This is a genomic window from Phormidium yuhuli AB48 (genome assembly GCF_023983615.1).
Lineage (GTDB): Bacteria > Cyanobacteriota > Cyanobacteriia > Cyanobacteriales > Geitlerinemataceae > Sodalinema > Sodalinema yuhuli.
In genome coordinates this window covers 3,812,186-3,837,091 of record NZ_CP098611.1, presented here as the reverse complement: position 1 = coordinate 3,837,091, position 24,906 = coordinate 3,812,186, and the positions used below count along the sequence as shown (strand labels likewise).

The window sequence follows — 24,906 nt, the reverse complement described above, 5'->3', positions numbered from 1 at the left end:
AGAGGGCGACCCTAAAGGGACTACCCGTTTTTGGGTTGGCGGAAGAGGGCGACCATAAAGGTACGCCCTTACATTGTCCCTGTTCCCTGTTCCCTGTTCCCTGTTCCCTAACTATTCAACTCCCAAATCGAACGAGTATAATCCGACGCCACAATCATCGACCCAATTCCCGAATCCGTGAAAATTTCCAAGAGTAACGCATGGGGGATACGACCATCCAAAATATGGGCCGCCCCCACCCCTTGGGCCAGCGATCGCACACAACAATTGACCTTAGGAATCATCCCCCCCGCCACAACACCATCCTCAATCAACTGACGGGCTTCCTGAATGTTCAAACTATAAATCAGCGTACTGGGGTCATGATAATCCCGGAGAATCCCAGCGGTATCCGTCAACAGAATCAGTTTTTCCGCCCCCAAGGCCGCCGCAATCTCCCCAGCCACCGTATCCGCATTGACGTTATAAGCCTGGCCCGTCTCATCCGCCGCCACACTGGACACCACCGGGACATAGCCACTTTCCACCAGAGACTCAATCACGGACGGATTCACCGAGGCCACCTCTCCCACAAAACCAATCCCCTCCTTACCCTGGGGACGGGCCTGAATCAAATTACCATCCTTACCGCAGAGTCCCACCGCTTGGCCCCCAGCCGCATTAATCAGGCCGACGAGTTCCTTATTCACCCGTCCCACCAACACCATTTCCACCACATCCATGGTTGGGGCATCGGTTACCCGCAGGCCATCCTTAAATTGCGGTTCGATGTTGAGTTTTTCCAGCCAGGTGTTGATTTCCGGACCGCCACCATGAACCACCACCGGCCGTAAGCCTACACAGGAGAGGAACACGATGTCGCGAACCACTTTGTCTTTCAGTTGGGAATCCTTCATGGCCGCCCCGCCATACTTAATCACCACGGTGCGTCCCGCGAACTGCTGAATATAGGGAAGGGCTTCACTGAGAACCTTAACTCGGGTTGCGTCGGCGTCTTGGAGGTCTTTACGTTCGTTGGCCATGTTGAAAAGTAGAAAACAGAGAATAAATCGGGATACAACCGACCCCTAACCCGTCCTGGGAGGAGACGCGGCGCACCCATAAAACGTGAACCGTTAACAGTTAACCCCTAAGGGTATCGGGCAAACGGTTAATGGTGAACAGTTCAGGGGGAGATTAGGGGAAATGGGGCGGGACCACCCTTAACAGTTCGTTTCCACCCCGCTGAAACTCGTAGGGGACTGTTTCCACCGTCAGATGATAGCCCGCTTGGGGGAGTTGTTCCAAAATGGGGGTCAGGTGGGGGGAAATATCACCGGCGAAGTTGGTCACAATTGGGAAAATTCGCACCTCTCGGGCGACGCGGGCCAATTCTTGGATGGCGTTGAGGTGAAACTCTAAGTCCAGCTGTTGGGAATAGCTAAATAAGAGATGGCCACAGAGGGCCAGGTCAAATTCACCGGTTTTGAAGGGGAGTTGGGGGAGAGTCTGGGTTAGATAGCGGTTTTGCTGGATTCCTTGAGGGAAATCCTCCAGAAAGCGATCCATGGTGGCTAGGCGGACTTCCCCCAGATGATGGGGGCTGGTGAACTGGTCCCAGACAAAGCGATCGCGGTTGTCTTCGAGGGCGGCGATAATTTGGGGATAGGTGTCCTGAATCCGTTGCTGAATCTCCTCGACGGAGAACTGATAGATGGGATCACAGGAGATGACTGAGGTTCCCTGGGCCGTGGCTTCGGCGTTGAAACTGGAGGGACCCCCGGCACAGTCGAGAATTGAAGCTTCTAAATCTAGGTCCGTGAGGGCGAACATCTGGCGGTAGTCGGCCAGCGATCGCCCCCAGGGAACCACCTGTTTAAGGGTTAGTCCCATTCGTCCTCCCATCGGGGGGTGTCGAGCGAGTTTTTAAGACCTCGGGAATGGCGGCGATGATGCGATCGCTCACCGATTCCGGGCTATCCCCCGAGGCGACCTCAATGCGTAAATCCGCCTGTTCATAGCGCGATCGCCGTTCCTCTAGTATCTCTTGCAGGGTTTTGAGAGGATCATCAGTTTGCAACAGAGGGCGACTCTCATCATCTTGGAGACGTTGGATTAACACCGCTGGCGTCACATCCAACCAGATCACTAAACCATAGCGGAGGAAACTCCAGTTATTTAAATCCACCACAATTCCGCCCCCTGTGGAGATGACCGAACGCTGGTAAGCCGACAGTTGCGAGAGAACTTGAGATTCCAGTTTTCGGAAAGTTGCTTCCCCCTCTTGGGCAAAAATCTCACTCACCGACTGTCCTGCAACCTGTTCAATGAGGCTGTCAGTATCAAAATAACGATAGCGAAGCTGACGCGCCAGGTGGGTTCCGGTGGTACTTTTCCCAGACCCCATCATCCCGACGAGATAGATGTTGAGTCCTTGCAGAAGGTCTTTCGCGGACATGGAGCGCCTTGGACAATGTGCGTCCTCTAGTTTATCCGGCTTTGGCAATCGGGAAAAGCTAGACCCTCAGGGGCGATCGTTCTTCCTGAACCCCCATCTCGGAAGTCTCAGTCTATGATAGGGAGAACATAAAACCTTTTTTAAGATTACTAGCTTCACACCTGAACCCTTCAGCATAGATATCAATGACTGGGCAATTCGCGTTAACGGATCGACAACAACAGATTCTCTGGGCGACCGTCCGTCACTACATTGCGACGGCGGAACCGGTCGGCTCAAAATCCCTGGTGGATGACTATAACTTAAGTGTGAGTTCGGCTACGATTCGCTCGGGGATGGGACTTCTGGAAAAAGCCGGAATGTTATATCAACCCCACACCTCCGCCGGCCGGGTTCCTTCAGACTTCGGCTATCGAGTCTATGTGGACTATCTCATGACTCCCTCCGATACCCTCGCCGATCAGGCCCAACGGCTGTTCACAGAACGCCTCAATTGGGAAACCTGGAGTTTAGAGGCGGTGTTACGGGGGGCCGCCCAGATTCTCTCAACCCTCAGCGGTTACATCACCCTTATCTCCCTCCCACAACTGCACACCGCCAGTTTGCGGCATTTGCAACTGTTGCAAGTCGACCCCGGTCAGGTGATGCTGATTGTGGTCACCGATGCCTATCAAACCCAATCCATGTTGATGAGTGTCCCCAGTCCCGACGATGACGGCGAGGATGGCCTTGATCCGGACATTCTCGATCGCGAATTACAAATCCTCTCCAACTTCCTCAACAGCCAATTACGGGGAAAAGCGATCGCCGACTTAGCCGCCTTAGATTGGGGAGAACTCGATCGCCAATTCCAACGCTACGCCGACAGTCTCAAAACCCTATTTGTGGATTTGGCCCAACGCCTCGAACAGCCACTGATGAGTCCCATGGCCATCAGTGGCTTAGCGGAAGTCTTGCGCCAACCCGAGTTTACGGAACTGCAACAGATTCAGTCTCTGGTGCAACTGTTGGAGGAAGAACAGGAACAACTATTTCCCCTAATCTTTGAACCCTCAGAACGGCCGGGGGGCGATCGCCGAGTCAATGTCCGCATCGGGTCTGAGAATCCCCTAGAACCGATCCGCTCCTGCACCCTCGTCTCAGCCACCTATCGCCGAGGGTCCCAAGCCGTCGGAAGTCTCAGTCTCCTCGGCCCCACCCGCATGACCTACGACGGGGCCATCACCATGGTCCAAGCCGCCGCCGACTACCTCTCCCACCAACTCAGTCTCATGGACAGTTAAAGAAGGAGAGGGCGAATAGCCGTTCGCCCCCACTCTGTGTCCTCCGCGACTCTGTGGTTCTCCTCTTGCCTCTTGCCTCTTGCCTCTTGCCTCTTGCCTCTTGCCTCTTGCCTCTTGCCTCTTGCCTCTTGCCTTCTTCAAGCCAAATACGTATAACTCCGCAAACTCTGTTCATAGTTCTGCAAAAGCCGCTGAGACTCCTCAATCGAGATTTTGCCCGTTTGTAACGCGGCTTCAGTGGCCTTGCGGACATTCTCTAGCAAGTCCTTTGCGTTGTACTCCACATATTCCAAGACCTCCGTCATCGTATCTCCCTTGACCAGATGTTCAATTTCGTAGCCATTGGGAGTGAGGTGGATATGAACCGCGTTGGTATCTCCAAAGAGGTTATGGAGATTTCCCATAATCTCCTGGTAGGCCCCCACAAGGAACATCCCCAGATAATAGGGTTCTCCCGGTTTGAGGGGATGGAGTTCCAGGATGGATTTGCTTTGTAGGCGATCGATAAAGCGATCAATTTTTCCGTCACTGTCACAGGTGAGATCGGCCAGGGTTCCCCGTAAACTGGGTTCCTCGTTGAGACGGTGGATTGGGAGAATGGGGAATAATTGCTCGATCGCCCAACTATCGGGTGCGGAGCGGAAAATGGAGAGATTGGCGTAGTACATCGAGGCCAGGGTCTTTTCCAGAACCTCTAATTCCGTCGGAACATCCGCTTGCTGGCGCACGATGTCATAGATTTTACGACAACAGGCCCAGTAGAGTTGTTCAGCTTTGGCCCGTTCCCTGAGACTGAGATAGCCAAAACTGAAGATACTGGTGGCTTCATCTTTGAACTGAACCGCATCGTGGTAGGCCTCCTGGTACGTCTCCGGGGTGATGGAGTCGTAGGTTTCCCGCAGGTTGCGTAAAATCAGATGTTCTTTCTCGGGCCCCACTTCGGGAATCCCCGAGGGTGCGTCACTGCTTCCGAGGACATTGAAGATAAGGAGGGAGTGGTGGGAGGCGATGGCCCGACCACTTTCGCTGATGAGGGTGGGGACGGCTTGCTGTTTCTCGTCGCAGGCTTCTTTAACTTCCGCCACGATGTCATTGGCGTAGTTCTGCATATTGTAGTTTTTCGAGGCGTAGAAGTTGGTTTTGGACCCGTCGTAATCGACTCCTAAGCCGCCTCCCACATCGAGATATTGCATCTTCGCGCCGAGTTGGGCCAGTTCCACGTAGATTTGGCTGGCTTCGCGGATGGCGTCTTTGATGGCGCTAATACAGGAGATTTGCGAACCGATGTGATAGTGCAGCAGTTGTAGGCTATCGAGGAGGTTGGCCTGGCGGAGTTGGTCGACAGCCGTGATGATTTCCGGGATGGTGAGACCGAATTTAGCGCGATCGCCACTGGACCCTCCCCAGCGACCAATTCCTTTAGCACTCAGTTTGGCACGAACTCCCACCACGGGTTTAATTCCCAACTGTTGGCTAACGGAGATGACTAACTCCACTTCTTCGGGTTGTTCCAGGACGATGATGGGGTGTTGGCCTAAGCGGGTGGCTAACATGGCGGTTTCGATATAGCCGCGATCTTTGTAGCCGTTACAGATGAGTAGGGAATCGGGGGTTTTGAGGCTGGCTAAGGCGATGAGGAGTTCTGGTTTGGAACCGGCTTCTAAGCCGAAGTGATAGGGGTTTCCGAAGCGTACTAAGTCTTCGATGATGTGGCGCTGCTGGTTGCACTTGACGGGGAAGACCCCTCGATAGACTCCCGGATAGTTGTAGCGGGCGATCGCCTTGGCGAAGCAAGCGTTCAGCCGTTCGATACGGTCTTCGAGAATATCGCTAAAACGCAGCAGTAGGGGGAGTTCTAGGTTGCGCTTTTTGAGGGCCTCCACCAGTTCATAGAGATCTAACGACCCGCCGCGATCGCCCTGGGGAGAGACGGTGATATGGCCGGCGGAGTTAATCCCGAAATAGGGATCTCCCCAACCCCGGATGCGATAGAGGTCTTCGCTATCTTCGATGGTCCAAGAGGAGGATGAGGGGGGTTGGGGACCTGTCCCATTCTGGGAAACGGTGTCACTCATGGGGGATGTGGCTGAATCAACCATGGGGATTACTCTCCTGACAGGGGTCACTGAGTCCACAGTGTATCGCAGTTGTCTCGGGAGTTGGGGGCTGAGTTGGACGATCTCCGTGGAGGGTGGGGGGCGATCGCTCCAAAATCCGTGATTTCACTGATGTTTTTGGTCAACTTATCAATCAAGTCTTTTGAGCAAGTAAAAGATACGTAAAATCCCTGATAAATAAGAATCCAAAAATATAAAACAGATAAAAACAACAGTATTTTTAGGGAGTTTTTATTAAAAACCTATCTAATATCAATAAGACAAAACTATCAAACTCATCTCCGGAAAATTTGGGCAACAGACCGTAAATGTAAAGCAACGTAAGCAATACTCGTTTGAGTTGGTTTTTCGTTTTAATCCAGCATCTAACCATCCAGAAATTCACATACTACCTTGCGGGAAATGACTATGCTAGATATAAACGATTTTGCCCTAGTTTACCTTGATGAAACCACTGATACATTCATGGGAAATGGACAAAACCAACTCATTATCGGTGGAATTATGAACGACACCATTTTTGCTGGGGGTGGTAATAACTGGATCTTGGGTGGTGTTGGTAATGATGTCATCGAAGGGGGTTCTGGTGATGATAGCCTCTATGGGGGACAAGGGGATGACCTCATCATTGTGAATGACGGGAATAATTTTATCAGTGGAGACCTGGGCAACGATACCCTCTATGGGGGCAGCGGTCAGGATACAATGGTTGGTGGTGCTGGGAATAATGTCTTATTTGCTAGAGAGGGCAATAATTTCCTATTTGGTAACCCAGGAAATGATGTCCTTTATAGTGGGAATGGGGATGATTCTATCTATGGCGGACGTGGCAATGATGTGATTATTGCCGAAATGGGGAATAACCTGCTCAGTGGTGATTTAGGCGATGATTCTATCTATGGTGGCTCAGGGGATGACACCATTTATGGCGGAGATGGGAATAACTATATTTCAGCCAGGCGGGGGAATAACCTGATTTTTGGTGATTCAGGTGATGACACCATTTTTGCGGGATCTGGCAACGATACCATTTATGGGGGAAATGGCAATAATTTCTTGATGGGGGGTCTAGGAGATGACCTGATTTACGGTGAAATGGGAGATGACACCCTCTATGGGGGTCGGGGTCAGAATACCCTTCATGGCGGACAGGGACGGGATGTGTTTGTCCTGACTCCGAACACTGGGGGAATGGAGGCCTCACTCGCTGATGTGATTGCGGATTACACCGTCAATGAAGACTCTCTATTGTTGATGGGGGGATTACATGGCGATCGCCTAGAGTTTTTGGCGGGAGAGGGAGAGTTGGCTGGAGATACGCTGATTCGCGATCGTGAAACCGGAGAATATCTCGCTATCCTCAAGCACATCACAAACCCTCAGGAGATTGAGATGGCCAGTGATTTGGATGCTCCCGATATGGAGATTGGACTTGGAGAAGACTTTGAGTTTGATGAGATGGAGTCTGATACTCCAGTCGAGGATATAGCTGACGACTCTGAAGAACCTCCTGTAGAAGATGAACCTCCTGTAGCAGGTGAACCCCCCGTTCAGGACGATGACTCTGAAGAACCTCCTGTAGAAGATGACCCCCCCGTTGAGGACGATGACTCTGAAGAACCTCCGGTAGAAGATGAGGAGGACGAAGAACCTCCCGTTGAGGACGAGGAGGAAGATGAGGAAGATGAGGAGGATGAGGAGGATGAGGAAGAACCTCCCGTTGAAGACGAGGAGGAAGAACCTCCTGTTGGGGACGAGGAGGACGTCATCTCAGAACCCCTCCCCGCTGCAATTAGTACCACAGCAGTACAGTTCACCCCGACTACAGACGAAGCCACTCTGGCCGCATCCAACGCACAACGGCTAACCTTGGGAAGTCAAACCATCTATATTGGCTATTGGCAGAAAACTGGCATCAACCAAGACCCGATTATCGCCAGTTTTGACAGCGAAAACCCGGCTAATAACTGGGTTCGCACCGATTACGAGTCCACCGGTGCTGACGGACGAGGCTATGGACTCTTCTGGGATGGCCAGAATCTTTACGCTACTTTCAGTACCGACGGAACCCAGGGAGATCCTAGTCAAGATTGGCGACGGGCCACAGGAGGTGCCACTCAGCAGTGGTTACGGAGTTACGGAAGTGGCACAGGGAAAGTAGCAGTTTTAGGTCGCATTGACCCCAGTACCGGAGACCTTCTCGATGCCGCCTTCCTCTCATCGCGGTTAAATGAGGAGGGTCGGATCAATAGCCTGCAAATCACCGACATCACCACTAATGAGGCGGGAAATCTTGTGGTGAGTGCAAACTCCTGGTTTTCTCCCCGTAATCCTGATGGTTCTCGGATGACTCAAGTGGATGATACTCTCTCGTCCCCCTTTGATTACACCGTGGAGATTACACCCGATTTGAATACTGTCATCAGTACTTCAGCCGTGGGTTGGGCATAGGCGCTACACTGTCATCGAGCCTCTATGGCGGTGCATCTACATTATCTAATTCAGCGTAAATTCCCATGCTTTCCTTTGATCTCAATAGCCTGACTCTGGTCACCCTCGATGATACGGATAATCGCTTCATCGGTAATTCTGAGAGTCAACTGATTCTCGGTGCGGCGGGAAATGATACCATCGCCGGAGTGGGTGGAAATAACTGGATTTTTGGCGGTCCCGGCCAAGATGTGATTGAAGCCGGTGAGGGAAATGATGCGCTCTATGGCGGACAAGGGGATGACATCCTCATCGCCAGACAGGGAAACAATCTGCTGAGTGGTGATTTGGGGAATGATACCCTCTTTGGTGGCGCGGGAGGCGATACCCTCGTCGGTGGTGCGGATGATGATCTGATTCAAGGTCGCCAGGGTGAGAATTTTCTGTTTGGCAATGAGGGGAATGATACCCTCTATGCTGGGTCGGGAGATGATAGCCTCTATGGGGGCCAGGGGGATGATTGGATTTTGGCCCGAGAGGGGAATAATCTCCTGAGTGGCGATCGCGGTAATGATACTCTCTACAGTGGCTCGGGGACTGATACTCTCATCGGCGGTGAGGGGTCCAATACCTTTGTCCTCACCCCAGGGATGGGGAACGCGGAACTGGCTCAGGCGGATCTGATTTTGGACTATACCCCCAATGAAGATTCCTTAGTCTTGTTTGAAGGATTGACGGAAGACCGTTTGGAATTTCTGGCGGGAGAGGGAGAGTTTGCTGGGGATACGGTGATTCGCGATCGCACCAGCGGCGACTTTCTCGCTATTCTCAAAAATATCAGTGACCCGGTGGTGCAACTGGATATCAACAGCGACGCAGAAGAACCGGATTTACTCGATTTTGACTTGGATCTCGATGAGGACTCCGATTTGGGACTCGGGGATGATGACGACCTCCCTGATGATGAGTTTGCACCCCTTCCCGCTGCAATTAGTTCCACGGCCGTTCAATTTACCCCCAATACCGACGAAGCCACCCTGGCTGCATCCGATGCACAACGGCTAACCCTGGGAAGTCAAACCATTTATATCGGATTCTGGCAGCAAAGTAGCATCAACCAAGACCCGATTATCGTCAGTTTTGACAGCGAAAACCCCGATAATAACTGGGTTCGTACGGATTATGAGTCCACCGGTGCTGACGGACGGGGCCAAGGACTGTTCTGGGATGGAACGAATCTCTATGGGGTCTTTAGTACTGATGGAACCCAGGGAAGTCCCAGTGAAGATTGGCGACGGGCCACAGGAGACGTCACCCAGAACTGGTTACGGAGTTACGGGCCAGGTGGCGGCGCCAAAGTTGGGGTCTTAGGTCGCATTGACCCCGCGACGGGGGAACTTCTCGATGCCGCCTTCCTCTCAGCGGTGTTAAATAATGGGAACAGTAACACTCTCACGATTAAGGACATCACCACCAATGAGGCGGGAAATCTTGTGGTCAGTGCAGAGTCGTTTTTTGGCCCCCGCAATCCTGACGGCTCCCGCATGACTCAAGTGGATACCAGTCTCTCGTCTCCCTTTGATTACACCGTAGAAATTACCCCAGACCTCAATACGGTGGTTAGTACCTCCGCCGTGGGGTGGGCCTGAGCCAATCGGAGTTGATAGCGTAACTCAGACCCCTAGATGATGTTGAAATGGTTTAGGGGTCGTTGGCGATCGCCGAATTTGCAAGGCCCTGTAGATTCTCCAACGCCTCCTCATCTTCCGGGCCAATACCTTTGAGTGCAATCCGATAACGAACTCCCTCCTGTGACCATTCGATCACAGGGGGAGAACAGGATGCAGCACAGATCATGGGATTGAAGTTCCCAGTAATCCCGTCATTGAGGGAAACCGTCTCGGCAAAGTCCTCACCCACCCCATAATAGTCCCCATCCGTTGTACGTCTGGCGGCGAAGACCCCGTAGGAACAGGCCGTGGCTCCGCGACAGTTAGGGGCCAGGGATAAATAGATTTGGTAACTGTCTTCCGTGGCTTCAGCTTCAACGTAAAGCGGTGTTCGGTCATCCTCATGAATGGGAACGTAACTGGGAAGACGAATGGGAATCTCGGTAGTTGAGCGGACCTGGGGGAGAACCTCAGCAAACAAGGGAGCTGGCTCAGCGGTCTCCCTATGGGCCTGTGCTAGGTCTCCTGAAGGCTGGGGATCAGGGATATTAGAGGAAGCTGCCGATGGCGGCTCCTCAACGGCGACAGGACTCACATCTCTTGGAGACGCTGCTGCTGAGTCGGACTGTATCGGCTCCTCAACACTAGCATCCTGAATAGCGAGGTCTTCAGACTGCTCCTGAGCTGAGGAGAAGTTATCGCAACTGTTCAGCAACATTGCTGAACTGACGATGGCTAGGCTCAGAACTTGAATCGATTGTGATAAAACAGGTCTCATTTAATAGGACTCCTAATACAGTATAATGGTTAAAATGTCAATATTCTTTCTAACAAAAATGGATATTGTCCAGTCCAATCCTGATTTAGAGTAACATTGACCACCGGTCAAACCCTGAGGTTGGGACTAAATCTGTAAATTTTTGTAACAAATTGCGGAGATCTCCGTAAAAATCGCTCTCAGCGACCGACAGATTTATGAACACCCCAGAGAGTATCGCCGAGGTTCAGCATCAGCTAAGGAATAGACAGAACTCCCTAGAGCGATCTATACCCCAGTTTCAAGGCTGAATCCGAGATGCTACATAGACCGCGACTATGGATGATGAGCAGTTAAACCAACTCGCGTTAGATGCACAGCACACTCCTCCTGGAAGCCCAGCTCGACAAGTGGCCTTGACTCAGTTGATTAATGGACTCATTAACTCCGGTCGTCTTAGTTATCCTCCCGGCCCGGGACTGTCTCCGGATCGATATCAAGATTACCGCTCTGAGGCATTGCAGAACTTGTTTTACTATATTTGTCAGTCTATTGATAAATATGATAGCGAGCGGGCTCCCGTAATGCGCTGGGTTAATGTGTTATTGGAACGCCGTTTTTTCAAAGATGTCTCGTATCGGAGGATTAGTTCTCAAAGAAATATCATTATTGAACCTTTGGAGGAACGGTTACTATCCCCGTCCGAATGGAATCTTATTTTTGGAGAAGATCAACCCTTTTTGTCTGATTTAGTTCGACAATGTTTTGAGGACGACCCAGATGGAGTCTTTCGAGAGTGCTGTTTAGTGACCTATCCTCAGGTAAATTTTCAAATTCTTGTCCTACGACGCCTCGACGGGTATCAATGGCAGGAAATATCTGAGGAATTTTCCGTAAAAGTTTCAACCTTGAGTACCTTCTATCAAACTTGCCTGCGTAATCTTTCACCCTATATTGAATCAACAATTCGTGACACCAATCCTTGATAGAGTTTTGCCTTCCTAAAACACATGAAACTCAATACTTTCTTTACAGTTCCTTTGACGAATCATCAACGAGATGTGGCAAAAATATTTCGTCAACGATATATGCAAACCACCAAAGCTTATCGAGTGTATCGCCAAGTTTTGGCACTCCACGCGGTTAATTTTTATGCTCAATGTATGGGAATTACCACAGATTTTAATATTAGTTCACTCTGGAATCCGGTTCAGCAACTCTTATCCGATGTGACTGAACTACCGATTCCGGGACTCGGAACCTTAGAATGTGGCTTAGTAGAACCGCCGATCGCCCATCCCACATCTCTCGATAAGAACAGCCATGACCTCATGGTTTATATTTCTCCTGAAGCCTTCGATAATCGACTCGGCTATATTGCAGTGGGTTTTAGTGAAACCTATGATTATGCTTACCTGCTTGGCTTCCGGGAAACGGTCTCCTCATCCGAAACGCCCCTGACGAGCTGGAATAGCCTCACTGGTCTATTTCCAGTTCTATCACAGTCCCGTTCTTCTCCCGCCAGAGTTCGTCTGCGTCACTGGCTTCAGGATCAGTTTCAGGCGGGGTGGGAGAGGTTATCTGATGAGTTCATTTGGGAAGAATTATTCCCTGAAACACGAACACCCGTGATGGCGGTTACCTTTCGAAATCCTTCCATTCAAGCCGGTATTCAACGAGCCAAACAGCTTCAGTTTAGTGATGGACAAATTGTTGCCCTAGAAGTAGGGGTCTATCCACTGAGTGAAACGGAAATTGACATCCGAGTTCAACTCATTCCCGCAGTGGGGTCCTCACTTCCGTCCGATTTAAACATGATGATTCTTGACTATCAAGATGATGTGATCATGCAAACTCAATCAAGAGGAACTCCTGCATTACGGCTAGAGTTTAGTGTAGAACCTGATGAAATCTTTAAACTTAAACTGCAACGGGAAACGGTGAGTTTGGTCGAGACGTTTTCCTTTTAACGATGGTAAGAAATAATAGGCCATCAGCCAGGGGATAGCAAGAGGTAGTCAAGGCCAGCGGGCTTTGGCTTGGCCCGCTGTTACCTTGATGTGTGTTCCTTAAGGGGTTACCGTGACTCGGGCCTTGAGATTGAGGATTTTTTGAATGGTCTCTTCTACTGATTTATCTGGGGTGGAGGCTCCTGAGGTAATTCCGACCACTAGATGGCCATCGGGGAGCCAGTTTTCTGTGACTTCTAACTCATCCTGTTCCAGGGGTTTGTGTTCAATGCGATTCCCCGGACCGATGCGATGGGCGCAATCGATATGATAGGAGGGGATGCCGCGCTCGATGGCAATTTCTTGTAAGTGTGTCGTGTTGGAGGAATTAAAGCCACCAATCACGACAATTAAATCCAGGTCTTCCTCAACTAGCTCCAACATGGCATCTTGACGCTCCTGGGTAGCATCGCAGATGGTGTTGAAGGACATGAAATGTTGATTGAACTCCGTGGGCCCATATTTTTGTAACATGGTGTGCTCAAAGAGTTTGCCAATCTGTTCCGTCTCACTTTTGAGCATTGTGGTTTGATTGGCAATCCCCACACAGCCTAGGTCGCGGTCGGGGTCAAAACCTTCAGAATGGGCATTTTTAAATTTTTCTAGGAACTCAGCTTTATCGCCCCCCCGCAGAATATAGTTCGCCACATATTCGGCTTCCTTGAGGTTGAGAACCACGAGATACTTATCGGCAAATGAGGTGGTTGCCAGGGTTTCCTCATGTTTGTATTTGCCATGGACAATGGAGGTATGGTTACGTCGCTTGTGTTTTTCAACGCTGTTCCAAACCTTGGACACCCAGGGACAGGTGGTGTCGACAATGGTGCAACCCCGTTCATCAAGAAGCTGCATCTCTTGCACCGTCGCCCCGAAGGCGGGCAGGATGACTACGTCCCCGGGTTGCACTCCGGAAAAGTCTTTTTGACCTTCAACCACCTGGATAAATCCTACATTCATCTCTCGCAGCCGTTGGTTAACGCCGGGATTATGAATGATTTCATTGGTGATCCAGATCCGCTCTTTGGGAAAGTGACTGCGGGTTTCATAGGCGATCGCCACGGCCCGCTCAACCCCCCAACAAAATCCAAAGGCCTCCGCTAGACGAATGGTTACCTGATCTCGTTCGAGGCGGTTCTGATTAGCCCGAATCTCACCAATCAGATCGCTTTGATATTCCGTTTGCAGTAGTCCCTCAACCTCAACCTCATGTCCAAATCCACGGCGGTGATAGTTATCAGATTGTTGGAGAGCACGCTTAAAGGCTTTAGTATCCATAGTCTATGAAATGGGGGTTCGCGATCGTTGTTCTGCACATCGCAGATGCTGTTATTGTAGCGAGTTAGGGACAAGCTATCGGGTCGGGATTCTTTAAGGGTGGGGAGGCTAAGCTGCTGAGGGTCTGGGTTGGACAGAGGTTGAGCGATTCCTATAATGTGTTGGCCAGGATCAGGGCGATACGCCAGAGTTCATAGCCCTGTTCGTTTAGATGTAAACCGTCCGTGGTCAAAGCTGGGTTGAGGTAGCCCGTCTCATCCACAAATAGGGGATATAGGTTGAGATAGGTCGCTCCCTCCACTTGGGCGATCGCCGCCAGGCGTTGGTTGAGTCGTTCAATGCGTTGGTTGGGGACCTCTCGTAGTTTCTCCCGGCCCTCCCAGGTCGCCTTCTCGCCGCTATGGGGCAAAATCGATTGAACCACGACCTCGGTATTGGGATGAATCCAGAGAATATCCTTGATAATGCGGCGGTGGTTCTCCAAAATGGTCTCATCGTCTTCCCCCCGTAACAGATCATTGATGCCAATCATGATAAAAATTCTATCGGGGCGAGTACCATCCAACAGGGGCAATCGCTCATAAAGTCCTTGGGAGCCTTCTCCAGAAATCCCTTGATTAAGCCAGGTGACGTCTAGGGGAAGTAGTTCCTCAGGAAAACTTAAGGTAATGGAGTCTCCTGCCAACACGTAGAGGCGTTCTGGAGCATTAGCGGCGATCGCTTCCACCTCCTCTCGTAAGCGTTCCACTCGCTCCTGATAGGTGCTTGGGGATAATTCCTCCACCCGGGGTTCGGGGGAGGGAACTGGGGTAGGCGTTGGTGTCGGTGTGGGAGACGGCTCCACCGTGGCCACGGAAGTTCTCTCAGGGGCTGTAGGCGATTCGTTGGCCTGTTGCCGGCTCAGCAGAATCGTCACGGTGACTAGCAAGATGCCATTCGTCGCAAGGGACAGAATCCCCCAGGCTGGGATAGGCTTCGATACTTTAGACACAGGCTGTGATCGCGAGACAGGTCCAACTTTCATTGTGCGTTATTGCAGCCAAGGAGCAACAGCATAGCCCGAAATCATGATCTAATGAGGAACTTGAGGCTCAGGGACAGTCCAGAACAGACCGTGCAACGGCTGAGTGAACACAAAAGAACCGGCTCCACCCTCACAAGTGAAACCGGTTGCTCGTGGGGAAAAATCCCCTCGATTTAGTCGCGACGAGGATTAGGAACCACTAGGCTTAGACGAGGACATACTGCCCATCGCCGTTTCCTTCAAGAAACCATGATAGGCTTCCATCCCATGTTCCCCGATATCGAGACCGTTGAACTCTTCCTCTTCGCCGACACGAATCCCGCCCAAAATGGCTGCTACAGCATACCAGCAGATGAAACTCATCAGTACTGTAAAACCACCAATGGTCAGAACACCGATTAGCTGAGCGATGAAGTTACCACCGCCAAAGATGCCCACGGCTAGAGTTCCCCAAGCTCCGTTGACCAAGTGAACGGAAATTGCCCCAACAGGGTCATCAATTTTGACAACACGGTCAAAGAAGGAGACAGAGAACACCACGAGGACACCACCAATGGCCCCGGTGAGGGCGGCTCCCCAGTAAGGCATGACGTCACAACCGGCGGTAATGGCAACTAAGCCGGCCAAAATACCGTTGATGGTCATGGACAGATCCGGCTTACCATCTCGGAACCAAGAGGTAAAGGTTCCAGTCACGCCTCCGGCCGCTGCGGCTAGGTTGGTGGTGACGGCAATATAGGCAATGTTGGAAGTTGCCGCTAACTCGGAACCCGGGTTGAAGCCAAACCAGCCAATCCAGAGAATTAAGCATCCCAGAGTGGCAATACTCATGTTGTGGCCAGGAATCGCTCGGGGCTGGCCATCTTCGTATTTACCCATACGGGGACCGAGAATTGCGGCTCCCACTAAGGCGGCCCAACCGCCAACGGAGTGGACCACGGTGGAACCGGCAAAGTCGCCAAATTCCCAAGCACCATCCGGACCAAATGAGGTCAGCATCCCGTCGCCTGACCAAACCCAGTGACCAGAGATGGGGTAGAAAATCCCCGTTAGGAGGAGGCTAAAAATTAAGAAGGCATCGTATTTAATCCGTTCCGCCACGGCCCCAGAGACAATGGTGGCTGCGGTGGCTGCAAAGGCAACCTGGAACAGGAAGGAAACAGAAATCGGCAAGTCATCTGGGAAGGGATCGAGGCCGTAGGTGGCTGGGTCGCCACTACTGAGGAACCACCCACCGAAACCAATGAAGGCCGTGGAGCCTTCGCCGGTGGCCCCTTCACCATACATCAGGGAAAATCCGATCGCCCAGTAAGCAAGGGTTGCCAGGGCAAAAACAATTAGGTTTTTTGAGAGGATGTTGACGGCATTTTTCTGACGACACATCCCAGTTTCGAGCATTCCGAAACCGGCGTTCATGAAAATAACCAAAACGGAGGCGACGAGAACCCAAACGGTGTTGAGAACGCCTTGAACGTAGGCAGCATCCACCTCTTCGAGAATTTCGATTCCCTGGGGATCGGCAGCAGTGGCAGCTAAATCCCAAACGCCTAAAATTAAAGCAGTCAGGGGAATACAGGCCAGCCAATAGATCGGCACTCGCCGTCCAAGGGTGAGAAGTTTAACCAGGAATGAGTTGCGGTTTTTGCCGCGACCCCGTCCTGGTGTCGCTCCAGGTCGTGATCTGAGGGTAATCTTAGAGGTCATGTTTAGACTTTGGATTGAGATTAAGCAAACGGACAATCGGTTTAACCAACCTGAGAACGGTGAACGGACGCAGTCAGGAAAAAACCAGTCCGTTTCCGACACAGCACACTCGCGCTCGAACACTCAGCAATCCCTTATTGCTTCCAAAGCTCAAGCTGGTATGCCCTTGCGCTCCCGCAGAGATTGAAAAGTGGCGTTGTGCGATTGAGTCACCCTGATTCCACCAATTCTCATAGGGTTTATTCTGTATAAGACACTACATTTTGTCGGCGATCGCCCGGAATCTTCCGGGAAACTGCTGAATATTCGCCGATTCTTGGGCAAAAATCTCTTAGATGTCAGAAAACCTTGTGATTTTATACTTAAGTGTCATGACTGTTGAAGATAGGCGGTGGCTCCGAGTTCATCAAGTCGCTGCTGTCGTTGCAGAACGGAGTCTTTCAGGTCTTGACGATACTCTTGGACCTTTTGCAGGAGGAAGACGTCATGGCTGCCCAAGATCTGGATCGCCAATAAACCCGCATTTTGGGCATTGCCAATGGCCACAGTGGCTACGGGAATTCCCCGAGGCATTTGCACAATGGAGTAGAGGGAGTCGAGACCTCCTAAATGGCGGGTGGCAACGGGGACCCCAATCACCGGTAAAGGGGTTAATGCGGCGACCATCCCCGGAAGGTGAGCGGCTCCCCCGGCCCCGGCAATAATCACCTTTAATCCCCGTTCATGGGCGGTTTTCGCGTAGTCAACCAGACGTTCAGGAGTACGGTGGGCCGAGACGATCGCCACCTCATGGGAAACCTGAAACTGCTGGCAAATCTCAAGGGCAGCATTCATGGTGGGGAGGTCGGAATCGCTGCCCATAATGATGCCAATTTGTGGGGTCTTGGGGTCAGAAGAGGTCATTGGTACAATAGCTGAGTCCTGCTCAGACTGAATCAAACTAAATGGCTGTAACGATTATTCGGGGCAATGTGCCGGGATACAAGGGACCCGAGGGAACATCCTCCAGACAGCAGCAGCTTGTCCTAGAGTGCGATCGCATTACGGCCATTACCCCCATGACGAACTCAGAGCCATCCCTCCTTGACCGAGGAAGCCCCCGAGATGGCGATGAAGACTGGATATCCCTAGGAGGCTGTGATCTCCAGATTAACGGGGCGCTAGGCTTAGCTTTCCCCGATGTAACCTCCGAGGATGGCCCCAAGTTAGACGCCATTAGCCGCTATCTCTGGCAGGCGGGGATTGATGAGTATCTCCCCACCCTCGTCACCACCTCCCTAGAGAAGTTCCGGGGGGCGTTAGAGGTCTTTGAAGGCTTCATGACGCAACAACCCCCTCCGCAAGAAGCGGCTCAGGTTTTGGGACTGCATCTGGAGGGGCCCTGTTTAAATCCCCAGAAACGGGGGGCCCATCCCCAAGAATTTCTCCTCCCCCTCTCCTCAGAGACCCTTGAGCAGGTTATTGGGCCCTTCAGCAACACGGTTCGCTTGATGACCCTTGCACCGGAATTAGACCCCAGTGGGGAGGCGATCGCCCACTTACAGTCTCAGGGAATTCACGTCAGTCTGGGCCATTCCCTCGCCAACGCCGCTCAAGCGAATCAAGCCTTTGACCAAGGGGCCCATCTCGTCACTCATGCCTTTAACGCCATGCCCGGACTTCACCACCGCGAACCGGGCTTATTGGGGGCCGCCCTAGTGCGTCCCGAGATCTCCTGTGGAGTAATTGCCGATGGAGAACATATCTGCCCCACCATGCTGCACCTATTGCTCAAGGCGGCCGCTGACCGGCTGTTTTTAGTGAGTGATGCCCTAGCTCCCTTAGGACTAGGCGATGGGACCTATCCCTGGGATAGCCGCCAAATTCAAGTCACCCAGGGAACCGCACGGCTGCCCGATGGAACCCTCGCTGGAACCACGCGATCGCTCCTAGAGGGAGCCTTAAATCTCGTCAACTGGGGTCTCTGTGACATTGAAACCGCCATTTCCTTAGCCACCATCGCCCCCCGTCGGGCCCTAGGACGCTCCAGCAATTTAATTGGGGCATCGGCCCGGCAACTGCTACGTTGGCGACAGGTGGACGGACAATGGCACTGTCAACGCCTGATCGTTGAGGCTTAAGGGTCCAAACTGATTTCAAATCAGCTACTCCTCATCCCCTGAAGCCCTAGCCGTTTTGGTGGCCGCCATATTGAGACTAATCAGCGTGTCCATAATCCGCAGGCTACTGCAATCCTTAAACAGATTGAACTCTGTTAACTCCTCATACTCCTCAAAGCCCACTTCTTCCAAATAAATGGCCAACGTCTCAAAATCAAAGCCCACCCGATGCACATCAAACTCATTGGTTTGTCCCCCAAACATAATGCTCATCAGATGCAGTCGTTCAAACGCCATCAAGTTGGGGTTGAGATAGAGCCAGCAGAGAGTTTGCAAATTGGGGACACTGATCAACAACTTGCCCCCAGGTTGTAGAACCCGATGCCATTCCCCGAGAGTCACCAGTAACTCATTGTTCAGACTATGGTGGAAATGCTCCAGAACATGACTGGCATAGATGGCTTCAACGGAATTATCCTCAAATTGACTTAAATCCGCCGCATCGCCCACAAAATCCACCTCGGGCCGCTCCTCGATATCCAAAATTTTCCAGTCGGGATGAGCCTCTTTGCCGCCAATATGAAGTTTGAGTCCCATAACAACTCCTGAGTTGATTCCTTGAAAACATCTTGGGGGGCAATTTCCCGGCTCTAGGGCCGATTGTCCCCCAATCCCCCTATCATGCTAACGGTTAGCTTGACCGGGACTGAGAGAGGACTGATGATTTCCCTCCTCCTCAGCCTTGGAAGAGCTTTCGTTGAACCATAACATCTGCTTTGGGACAGCAATCGTAATCCCCGCCTGGTCAAAGGCCAGTTTAAGGCGACGGCGATATTCCCGTTCCACATTCCACTGTTGCAGCGGTTTGGTCTTCGTCCACATCAGCAGTTCCGTCCCCCGTTCATCGACCCCTTCAACCCCCGATAATATCGTCGGTTCAATAATCGCCTCCGTCCAATCTGGGTCAGCTTGCATCTGTTCCATGGTGCGACGCATCACTTGAAGGGCTTCTAGAGCATCCGCTTCCTGACTAATGCGAATACGGAAATCAATGCGAGACCATTCCTTGGTCAAGTTATGCACCACCTCAATTTGACTATTGGGAATCGTACTGAGCCGTCCCCCTTGTCCCCGCAAACGAGTCACCCGCAGGTTCATATATTCCACAAACCCCGGTCCATGGCCCACATCAATCACATCTCCCACCGCAAACTGATCTTCCCAGAGAATGAGAATGCCGTTGATCAGGTCTTTAATCAGGCTCTGAAAAACAATGGTCAGGGCCACACCGAAAATCCCCGCCCCGGTAATTAGGGAATCGAGGGGGAAGTTTTGCAGAGCTAAAAACCAAATGACCCCAATCAACCCCGCAATAAAACTCGTCATGCCCTTTAAGGCCGCGGCGAGGGTGGGAGCGCGGAGGATAAACCGTTGGGAAGCGGTCGGGTTGAGGGATTCTTGTTGCACCCAGGATTGCAAAATGTTGTCAAACAAGAGATCCGTTAGCTTGTTGGCGACAGCCACAAACAACCAAATACTCAGAATCTGCACCGGGAACCGTTGCAACCAAGCGGCCTGCACCCGAGTTGCGGGGAATTGATAGAGGATGGCAATCAGACCACCAATCCAAACTGCCAACTGGAGAAACAGCAAGACCCGTCGCAGCAGAACAATCATGCTAATCCGCCGTTCTAGAACAATCTGTGGCAGGATAGCTCGCAAAAATTGTGGGGTGGCCCGTGTTGTGCTAACCTCCCCTTCAGGCCCGAGGGTTTCTTGAGGGGGCTGTAGGTGTTCAGGATGCCGTTGTCGTGACAGGTGTTGATAATGGCGGGTGGTTCGCCGTTGTAAGAACCAAATGATGGGACTGCACACGAGCATGATGGCCGCCAAGGCTAGAGCATTACGCCAACGCTGCTGTCGGGCCCCTGGGAGCCGTTCTTCTTGAGCACGAATGAGAGATTCGCGAATCTGCTCACTCCATTGCTGAGCGAGTTGTTCGGGGGTGGTGTCGGCAACTTCGGCGTCAAACTGCGTCACCGTCAAAATCTGTCGATTGAGCAGGTTGTCGTTGTCCTCAGCCGAGAGGACGGGTTGGTTATTGAGGATGTCATACCGCACCTGGAGAGAGTCGGCATCGAAGCCATCCTCAATGATGGTATTGAGGTTACGCTCAATTTGTGTCACCCGTTTTTCCAACTCGGGAATAGTCCGAGGTTGATCGGGGATAGTCGGTGGGGAGGAGATTTGCAGCACCGTGAATCCGCTGAGACGGACGGGGGCTGTGTTGGAGGTTCCTGGCGCTGGCTCGATGGGAATGGGAATTGGGGTTTGGGCTTGGACTGGATTGGGGCTGAGGCCCACCAGACTGACCACGGTTCCTAGTGAAAGCAGTAGCACCAGGATAAATTTAACTAAGTGCCGCAGACGACGCACTCTGAACATTGGCATCTTTGACATAGGACAAGATGACCTCATTGCAAAACATCAGTGGATTCGAGATCGATCGTTTGGGACTTAGGAGTCCACAAACCACTCGGAAGCGCGTTGACCCGGATCGATGGGGATACTTACGGCTTTGCCGAGTCGGGGACGTTCGCGAGTTTCGTTAATATATTGGCGAACTCGGTCGGCGCTGTTCCAGGCGTTGAGATAGTCAGCAATCTGATCTAGATGGCTGGCATAGTCTTCTGGGGAACGGGGAAATGAGGCCTGCTCTAGATATTTCCACATCACTTGCAGGAAAATTTTGCCCTGGGTGCGGCGTAGTTGCAGATCGTAGGAACAGCCCCACTTCTCAAGCAGTAGTTGCTGTAACTCTTGTCCAGTCACGATAGGTTGGCTGTGGTTAGTGCGGTTGGCCATGGGGGATGTTGAGGGGCGAGGGTCAGACAGACGGCGATCGCTCGGGGGACTGAGCTTGTATTTTACATTTCTTTACTGATTGTGCCAGAGGGATTCTCAATTTTCCAGGACGACTCAATTCGCCTGAGTTGCTGGCTTTTTTGGCCCCTGCACCGTGGTATTATGAATAAGTGTTGCGCCATTTTCATTTTTTTTGCTCGCGACGGGACACTTGATCCGATACAATCCCAAACGGTATGCGTCCTGATTGGTGGTCTCACAATAAGGGGCGCAGATGAAACGGTGATGCCGTTTGTTAAGCAAAATCAGATACAACCATAATACGTAAATAGCTCCATGACTCAGGCTTCCGGCTCAACCGATGTCCCCTCCATGGGACGACGGCAATTCATGAACTTTCTGACGTTTGGTGCAGTTACCGGAACCGCTCTCGGTGCGCTGTACCCCGTCGTTAAATACTTTATCCCCCCTTCTAGTGGTGGCAGTGGTGGCGGTATCGTCGCTAAGGACGCTCTAGGAAATGATGTGAAGGCCAGTAGCTTCCTGGCTGAACATAATGTGGGCGATCGCGTCCTCACGCAAGGCTTCAAGGGAGACCCCACCTATATCGTTGTTGAAGGCGAACAGGCGATCGCCGATTATGGCCTCAACGCGGTTTGCACCCACCTCGGTTGCGTGGTTCCCTGGAATGCAAGTGCAGAGAAGTTTATCTGCCCATGTCACGGGTCCCAGTACAACAAAGCGGGTAAAGTGGTTCGCGGTCCCGCACCTCTGTCTCTGGCCCTCGTCCATGTGGATGTGGCTGAGGATGATAATGTGGTTCTCACCCAGTGGACTGAAGAAGATTTCCGCACTCAGGAAAAACCCTGGTGGGTTTAAGCTCCCCCAACCTCTCCCCTCCAGGGAGAGATATTTTTGAGAATTAACCTAGCCATTGAGAGAAGAGAACGTTGTCACAATTGATGAAATACTCTAGTGCTTGGGCGACAAAACAGTTCGCCCCTTTGATGACCCAGTTGAGGAAAGGAATCCTGGTGAGTTTGGCGGCCATGGCTGTCTTTGTTGCCAGTGATGTCCTGTTCCCTCAAACGGCCGCGGCTTACCCCTTCTGGGCCCAACAAACGGCTCCGGAAACCCCCCGTGAAGCTACCGGACGTATTGTTTGCGCTAACTGCCACTTAGCAGAAAAACCGACGCAAGTGGAAGTGCCTCAGTCGGTTCTCCCGGATACGGTGTTTAAGGCTGTGGTGAAGGTTCCCTATGATACCTCCATGCAGCAGGTCCTCGGAGATGGTAGTAAAGCGGGCCTGAATGTCGGTGCGGTTTTAATGCTCCCCGAAGGCTTTAAAATTGCTCCCGAAGACCGCATCCCTGAAGAACTGAAGGAAGAAACCGAAGGCATCTTCTACCAAACCTATACTCCTGAGCAAGAGAATGTGATTCTGGTGGGTCCTCTGCCAGGGGATAACTATCAGGAGTTGGTCTTCCCGGTTCTATCTCCTGACCCCAGTCAAGATTCCTCGGTTCACTTTGGCAAGTACTCGGTCCATGCTGGCGGTAACCGAGGTCGCGGACAAATCTATCCCACGGGCAGCAACAGCAATAATATTGCTTATAAAGCTCAGAATGCTGGTACGATCGCCGCCATTGAGCCGATGGATGAAGGGGGCTATGCCGTGACCCTCACCACCGATGATGGGTCAGAGGTGGTTGAGTCAATTCCCCCCGGTCCGGATATGTTGGCCTCGGTCGGTGATGTCGTCGCCGCTGGTGATGTGCTGACCACAGACCCTAACGTGGGTGGTTTTGGCCAGAAGGATACGGAGATTGTTTTACAAAATCCCGCCCGGATTCAAGGCTTATTGGCGTTCTTTGCCATCGTAACGGTGTCTCAAATCATGCTGGTTCTTAAGAAGAAACAGGTTGAGAAGGTTCAGGCCGCCGAAATGGACTTTTAAGCCATAAGCCATTTGGCATGGTAAACGAATGGTTTAAGGGATGGGGCGTTTTCAATTTCGGTTGGGAACGCCTTTTTTCTAAAATTTAGATTCTGTTGCTAATTCTATTACTCAAAATTTGTTGTGGCCGTTGACGAAAAAATTATTACAACTCCCTCTGGAGACTGGTTTTATCGTGAGGTACATCCCCCCAACTCCAGGGTAGCGCCGCCGGTGGTCTTCCTCCATGGCTTGCCGTCCTTAGGCTACAGTTGGAGTGCTTTATTACCGGATTTAGCCAGCGAGGGCTTACAGGGAATTGCCCCGGATTGGCTAGGATTTGGGCGATCGCACAAACCCCAAAAACGCGACTTTGCCTATACCCCTGATGCCTTTGTTGAGGCCTTAGATGGCTTTCTCAAGGTTCTGGAACTCGATCGCATCTCTCTGGTGATTCAGGGGTTCCTGGGGTCAGTGGGCCTCCAATATGCCCTACGCCATCGCGATCGCATTGACCGTCTAGCCATTCTCAATGCACCTCTGTCTCCCACAGCGAAGCTTCCCTGGAAACTCAAGCAGATGAGTTTTCCCCTCGTCGGCGACATGATGACTCAGGACCCCCTACTGATTGACCGCACCCTGGAAGCCGGAAGTGGCTTTGTCATTCCCGATGAAGATTTAGATGTCTATCGTCGTCCCTGGCTCAAAACCTCCGATTCAGGGCGATCGCTCCTCTATACCTTACAAAATCTTCAGTTGAAGACAGCCATGGCTGAAATTGCCAGCGGCTTCGAGTCTTGGACTCAACCCACACAGGTTATTTGGGGCATGGTTGACCCCTGGCTGGCCCCGGAACCCGCCCAAAGCTTCGCCCAACAACTGGAAAATGGGGAGTTTATCAGTCTCCCAGAAGCCGCTCATTACCCTCAAGAACATTGGTCCGAGGACGTTGGCAAATCCTTAATTCCTTTTCTGCGCCGCTCATCTTAACTTCCATTGCTAGTTTAACGATTAACCCATGTCTAAATTCATTCTTTGGGGCAACTATTGCGAGAATGCCCTGGAAAAGCGACAACCCTACCGCAAAGCTCACCTCGACGGCTTAGCCAAACAGAAAGAATCGGGAGTTCTCGTCACCCTTGGGCCGACGGAGGATAACACCCAAGTTTTTGGCATCTATGAGGCGGAGGATGAAGCCACTGTTCGCAAGCTGATTGAGAATGACCCCTATTGGCAACATGGAATCTGGACCGAGTATGAGGTGAAGGCTTGGATTCAGGCGTTTTAGGGGGAGAGGCA

General features: G+C 51.8%; 22 protein-coding genes. 10 read left to right on the top strand and 12 right to left on the bottom strand.

All coding sequences use genetic code 11. The features are described 5' to 3' along the window. Positions 1-107 precede the first annotated feature (107 nt). The 3 genes from argB to NEA10_RS16430 all read right to left on the bottom strand — a co-directional run bounded on the left by argB (position 108) and on the right by NEA10_RS16430 (position 2,437). Positions 108-1,022, bottom strand: coding sequence for an acetylglutamate kinase (argB, locus tag NEA10_RS16440; RefSeq protein WP_252662440.1), 915 nt, complete (start codon positions 1,020-1,022; stop codon positions 108-110). Positions 1,023-1,176: 154 nt separating this feature from the next. Beyond that, positions 1,177-1,872 (bottom strand): SAM-dependent methyltransferase, encoded by a 696-nt coding sequence (locus NEA10_RS16435; RefSeq protein WP_252662439.1) that lies wholly within the window; start codon positions 1,870-1,872, stop codon positions 1,177-1,179. Then, the gene (locus NEA10_RS16430) at positions 1,856-2,437 is read right to left on the bottom strand and encodes a shikimate kinase (RefSeq protein WP_252662438.1); all 582 of its coding nucleotides are present in this window, start codon (positions 2,435-2,437) and stop codon (positions 1,856-1,858) included. The genes NEA10_RS16435 and NEA10_RS16430 overlap by 17 nt, the downstream gene beginning before the upstream one ends. 185 nt (positions 2,438-2,622) lie before the next feature. Between NEA10_RS16430 and hrcA the strand changes: the two genes are divergently transcribed. Beyond that, positions 2,623-3,720 (top strand): heat-inducible transcriptional repressor HrcA, encoded by a 1,098-nt coding sequence (gene hrcA / locus NEA10_RS16425; RefSeq protein WP_252662437.1) that lies wholly within the window; start codon positions 2,623-2,625, stop codon positions 3,718-3,720. Between the two features lie 137 nt (positions 3,721-3,857). On the opposite strand, the gene speA is transcribed toward hrcA, so the two are convergent. Further along, entirely contained in the window at positions 3,858-5,795 is a 1,938-nt protein-coding gene (gene speA / locus NEA10_RS16420) for a biosynthetic arginine decarboxylase (RefSeq protein ID WP_252665386.1), read from the bottom strand. A gap of 450 nt (positions 5,796-6,245) precedes the next feature. Between speA and NEA10_RS16415 the strand changes: the two genes are divergently transcribed. Together NEA10_RS16415 and NEA10_RS16410 are read left to right on the top strand one after the other, a co-directional pair. Next, a complete protein-coding gene (locus NEA10_RS16415; protein ID WP_252662436.1) occupies positions 6,246-8,288 on the top strand; it encodes a calcium-binding protein in 2,043 nt (680 codons plus the stop codon). Between the two features lie 65 nt (positions 8,289-8,353). Next, positions 8,354-9,916, top strand: a complete 1,563-nt coding sequence (locus NEA10_RS16410; RefSeq protein ID WP_252662435.1) for a calcium-binding protein — start codon at positions 8,354-8,356, stop codon at positions 9,914-9,916. 52 nt (positions 9,917-9,968) lie between these two features. Here the strand turns inward: NEA10_RS16410 and NEA10_RS16405 are convergent, their stop codons facing one another. Beyond that, positions 9,969-10,715 carry a hypothetical protein gene (locus tag NEA10_RS16405; RefSeq protein ID WP_252662434.1) on the bottom strand — a complete coding sequence of 249 codons (747 nt, stop codon included), beginning with the start codon at positions 10,713-10,715 and terminating at the stop codon, positions 9,969-9,971. A 317-nt stretch (positions 10,716-11,032) separates the two neighbouring features. Here NEA10_RS16405 and NEA10_RS16400 point away from each other — a divergent pair, with 317 nt between their 5' ends. Together NEA10_RS16400 and NEA10_RS16395 are read left to right on the top strand one after the other, a co-directional pair. Continuing rightward, positions 11,033-11,680, top strand: coding sequence for a sigma-70 RNA polymerase sigma factor region 4 domain-containing protein (locus NEA10_RS16400; protein WP_252662433.1), 648 nt, complete (start codon positions 11,033-11,035; stop codon positions 11,678-11,680). A gap of 24 nt (positions 11,681-11,704) precedes the next feature. Further along, on the top strand, positions 11,705-12,664 hold the full coding sequence (locus NEA10_RS16395) for a DUF1822 family protein (RefSeq protein WP_252662432.1): 960 nt from the start codon (positions 11,705-11,707) through the stop codon (positions 12,662-12,664). 99 nt (positions 12,665-12,763) lie between these two features. Here the strand turns inward: NEA10_RS16395 and NEA10_RS16390 are convergent, their stop codons facing one another. From NEA10_RS16390 to purE, 4 genes are all read right to left on the bottom strand, one after another. Further along, on the bottom strand, positions 12,764-13,978 hold the full coding sequence (locus NEA10_RS16390) for a 4-hydroxy-3-methylbut-2-enyl diphosphate reductase (protein ID WP_252662431.1): 1,215 nt from the start codon (positions 13,976-13,978) through the stop codon (positions 12,764-12,766). Positions 13,979-14,129: 151 nt separating this feature from the next. Then, complete coding sequence (locus tag NEA10_RS16385) at positions 14,130-14,969, bottom strand: GDSL-type esterase/lipase family protein (protein ID WP_252662430.1); 840 nt, start codon at positions 14,967-14,969, stop codon at positions 14,130-14,132. A 222-nt stretch (positions 14,970-15,191) separates the two neighbouring features. Next, the gene (locus NEA10_RS16380) at positions 15,192-16,706 is read right to left on the bottom strand and encodes an ammonium transporter (RefSeq protein ID WP_252662429.1); all 1,515 of its coding nucleotides are present in this window, start codon (positions 16,704-16,706) and stop codon (positions 15,192-15,194) included. A 369-nt stretch (positions 16,707-17,075) separates the two neighbouring features. Then, positions 17,076-17,609: a 5-(carboxyamino)imidazole ribonucleotide mutase gene (purE, locus tag NEA10_RS16375; RefSeq protein WP_252662428.1), complete on the bottom strand. Its 534-nt coding sequence runs from the start codon at positions 17,607-17,609 to the stop codon at positions 17,076-17,078. A 41-nt stretch (positions 17,610-17,650) separates the two neighbouring features. Here purE and nagA point away from each other — a divergent pair, with 41 nt between their 5' ends. Next, positions 17,651-18,826, top strand: coding sequence for an N-acetylglucosamine-6-phosphate deacetylase (gene nagA / locus NEA10_RS16370; protein ID WP_252662427.1), 1,176 nt, complete (start codon positions 17,651-17,653; stop codon positions 18,824-18,826). A gap of 24 nt (positions 18,827-18,850) precedes the next feature. Here nagA and NEA10_RS16365 read toward each other — a convergent pair whose 3' ends face one another. From NEA10_RS16365 to NEA10_RS16355, 3 genes are all read right to left on the bottom strand, one after another. Continuing rightward, a complete protein-coding gene (locus tag NEA10_RS16365; protein WP_252662426.1) occupies positions 18,851-19,402 on the bottom strand; it encodes a class I SAM-dependent methyltransferase in 552 nt (183 codons plus the stop codon). An 87-nt stretch (positions 19,403-19,489) separates the two neighbouring features. Further along, complete coding sequence (locus NEA10_RS16360; RefSeq protein WP_252662425.1) at positions 19,490-21,256, bottom strand: mechanosensitive ion channel family protein; 1,767 nt, start codon at positions 21,254-21,256, stop codon at positions 19,490-19,492. 66 nt (positions 21,257-21,322) lie between these two features. Continuing rightward, positions 21,323-21,637, bottom strand: a complete 315-nt coding sequence (locus NEA10_RS16355; protein WP_252665385.1) for a DUF3067 family protein — start codon at positions 21,635-21,637, stop codon at positions 21,323-21,325. A 369-nt stretch (positions 21,638-22,006) separates the two neighbouring features. Between NEA10_RS16355 and petC the strand changes: the two genes are divergently transcribed. From petC to NEA10_RS16335, 4 genes are all read left to right on the top strand, one after another. Next, the gene (gene petC, locus NEA10_RS16350) at positions 22,007-22,549 is read left to right on the top strand and encodes a cytochrome b6-f complex iron-sulfur subunit (RefSeq protein ID WP_252662424.1); all 543 of its coding nucleotides are present in this window, start codon (positions 22,007-22,009) and stop codon (positions 22,547-22,549) included. Between the two features lie 83 nt (positions 22,550-22,632). Further along, the gene (petA, locus tag NEA10_RS16345; RefSeq protein WP_374111784.1) at positions 22,633-23,628 is read left to right on the top strand and encodes a cytochrome f; all 996 of its coding nucleotides are present in this window, start codon (positions 22,633-22,635) and stop codon (positions 23,626-23,628) included. A gap of 123 nt (positions 23,629-23,751) precedes the next feature. Further along, positions 23,752-24,597 (top strand): alpha/beta fold hydrolase, encoded by an 846-nt coding sequence (locus NEA10_RS16340; RefSeq protein ID WP_252662423.1) that lies wholly within the window; start codon positions 23,752-23,754, stop codon positions 24,595-24,597. A gap of 28 nt (positions 24,598-24,625) precedes the next feature. Further along, the gene (locus NEA10_RS16335; protein WP_252662422.1) at positions 24,626-24,895 is read left to right on the top strand and encodes a YciI family protein; all 270 of its coding nucleotides are present in this window, start codon (positions 24,626-24,628) and stop codon (positions 24,893-24,895) included. Positions 24,896-24,906 lie beyond the last annotated feature (11 nt).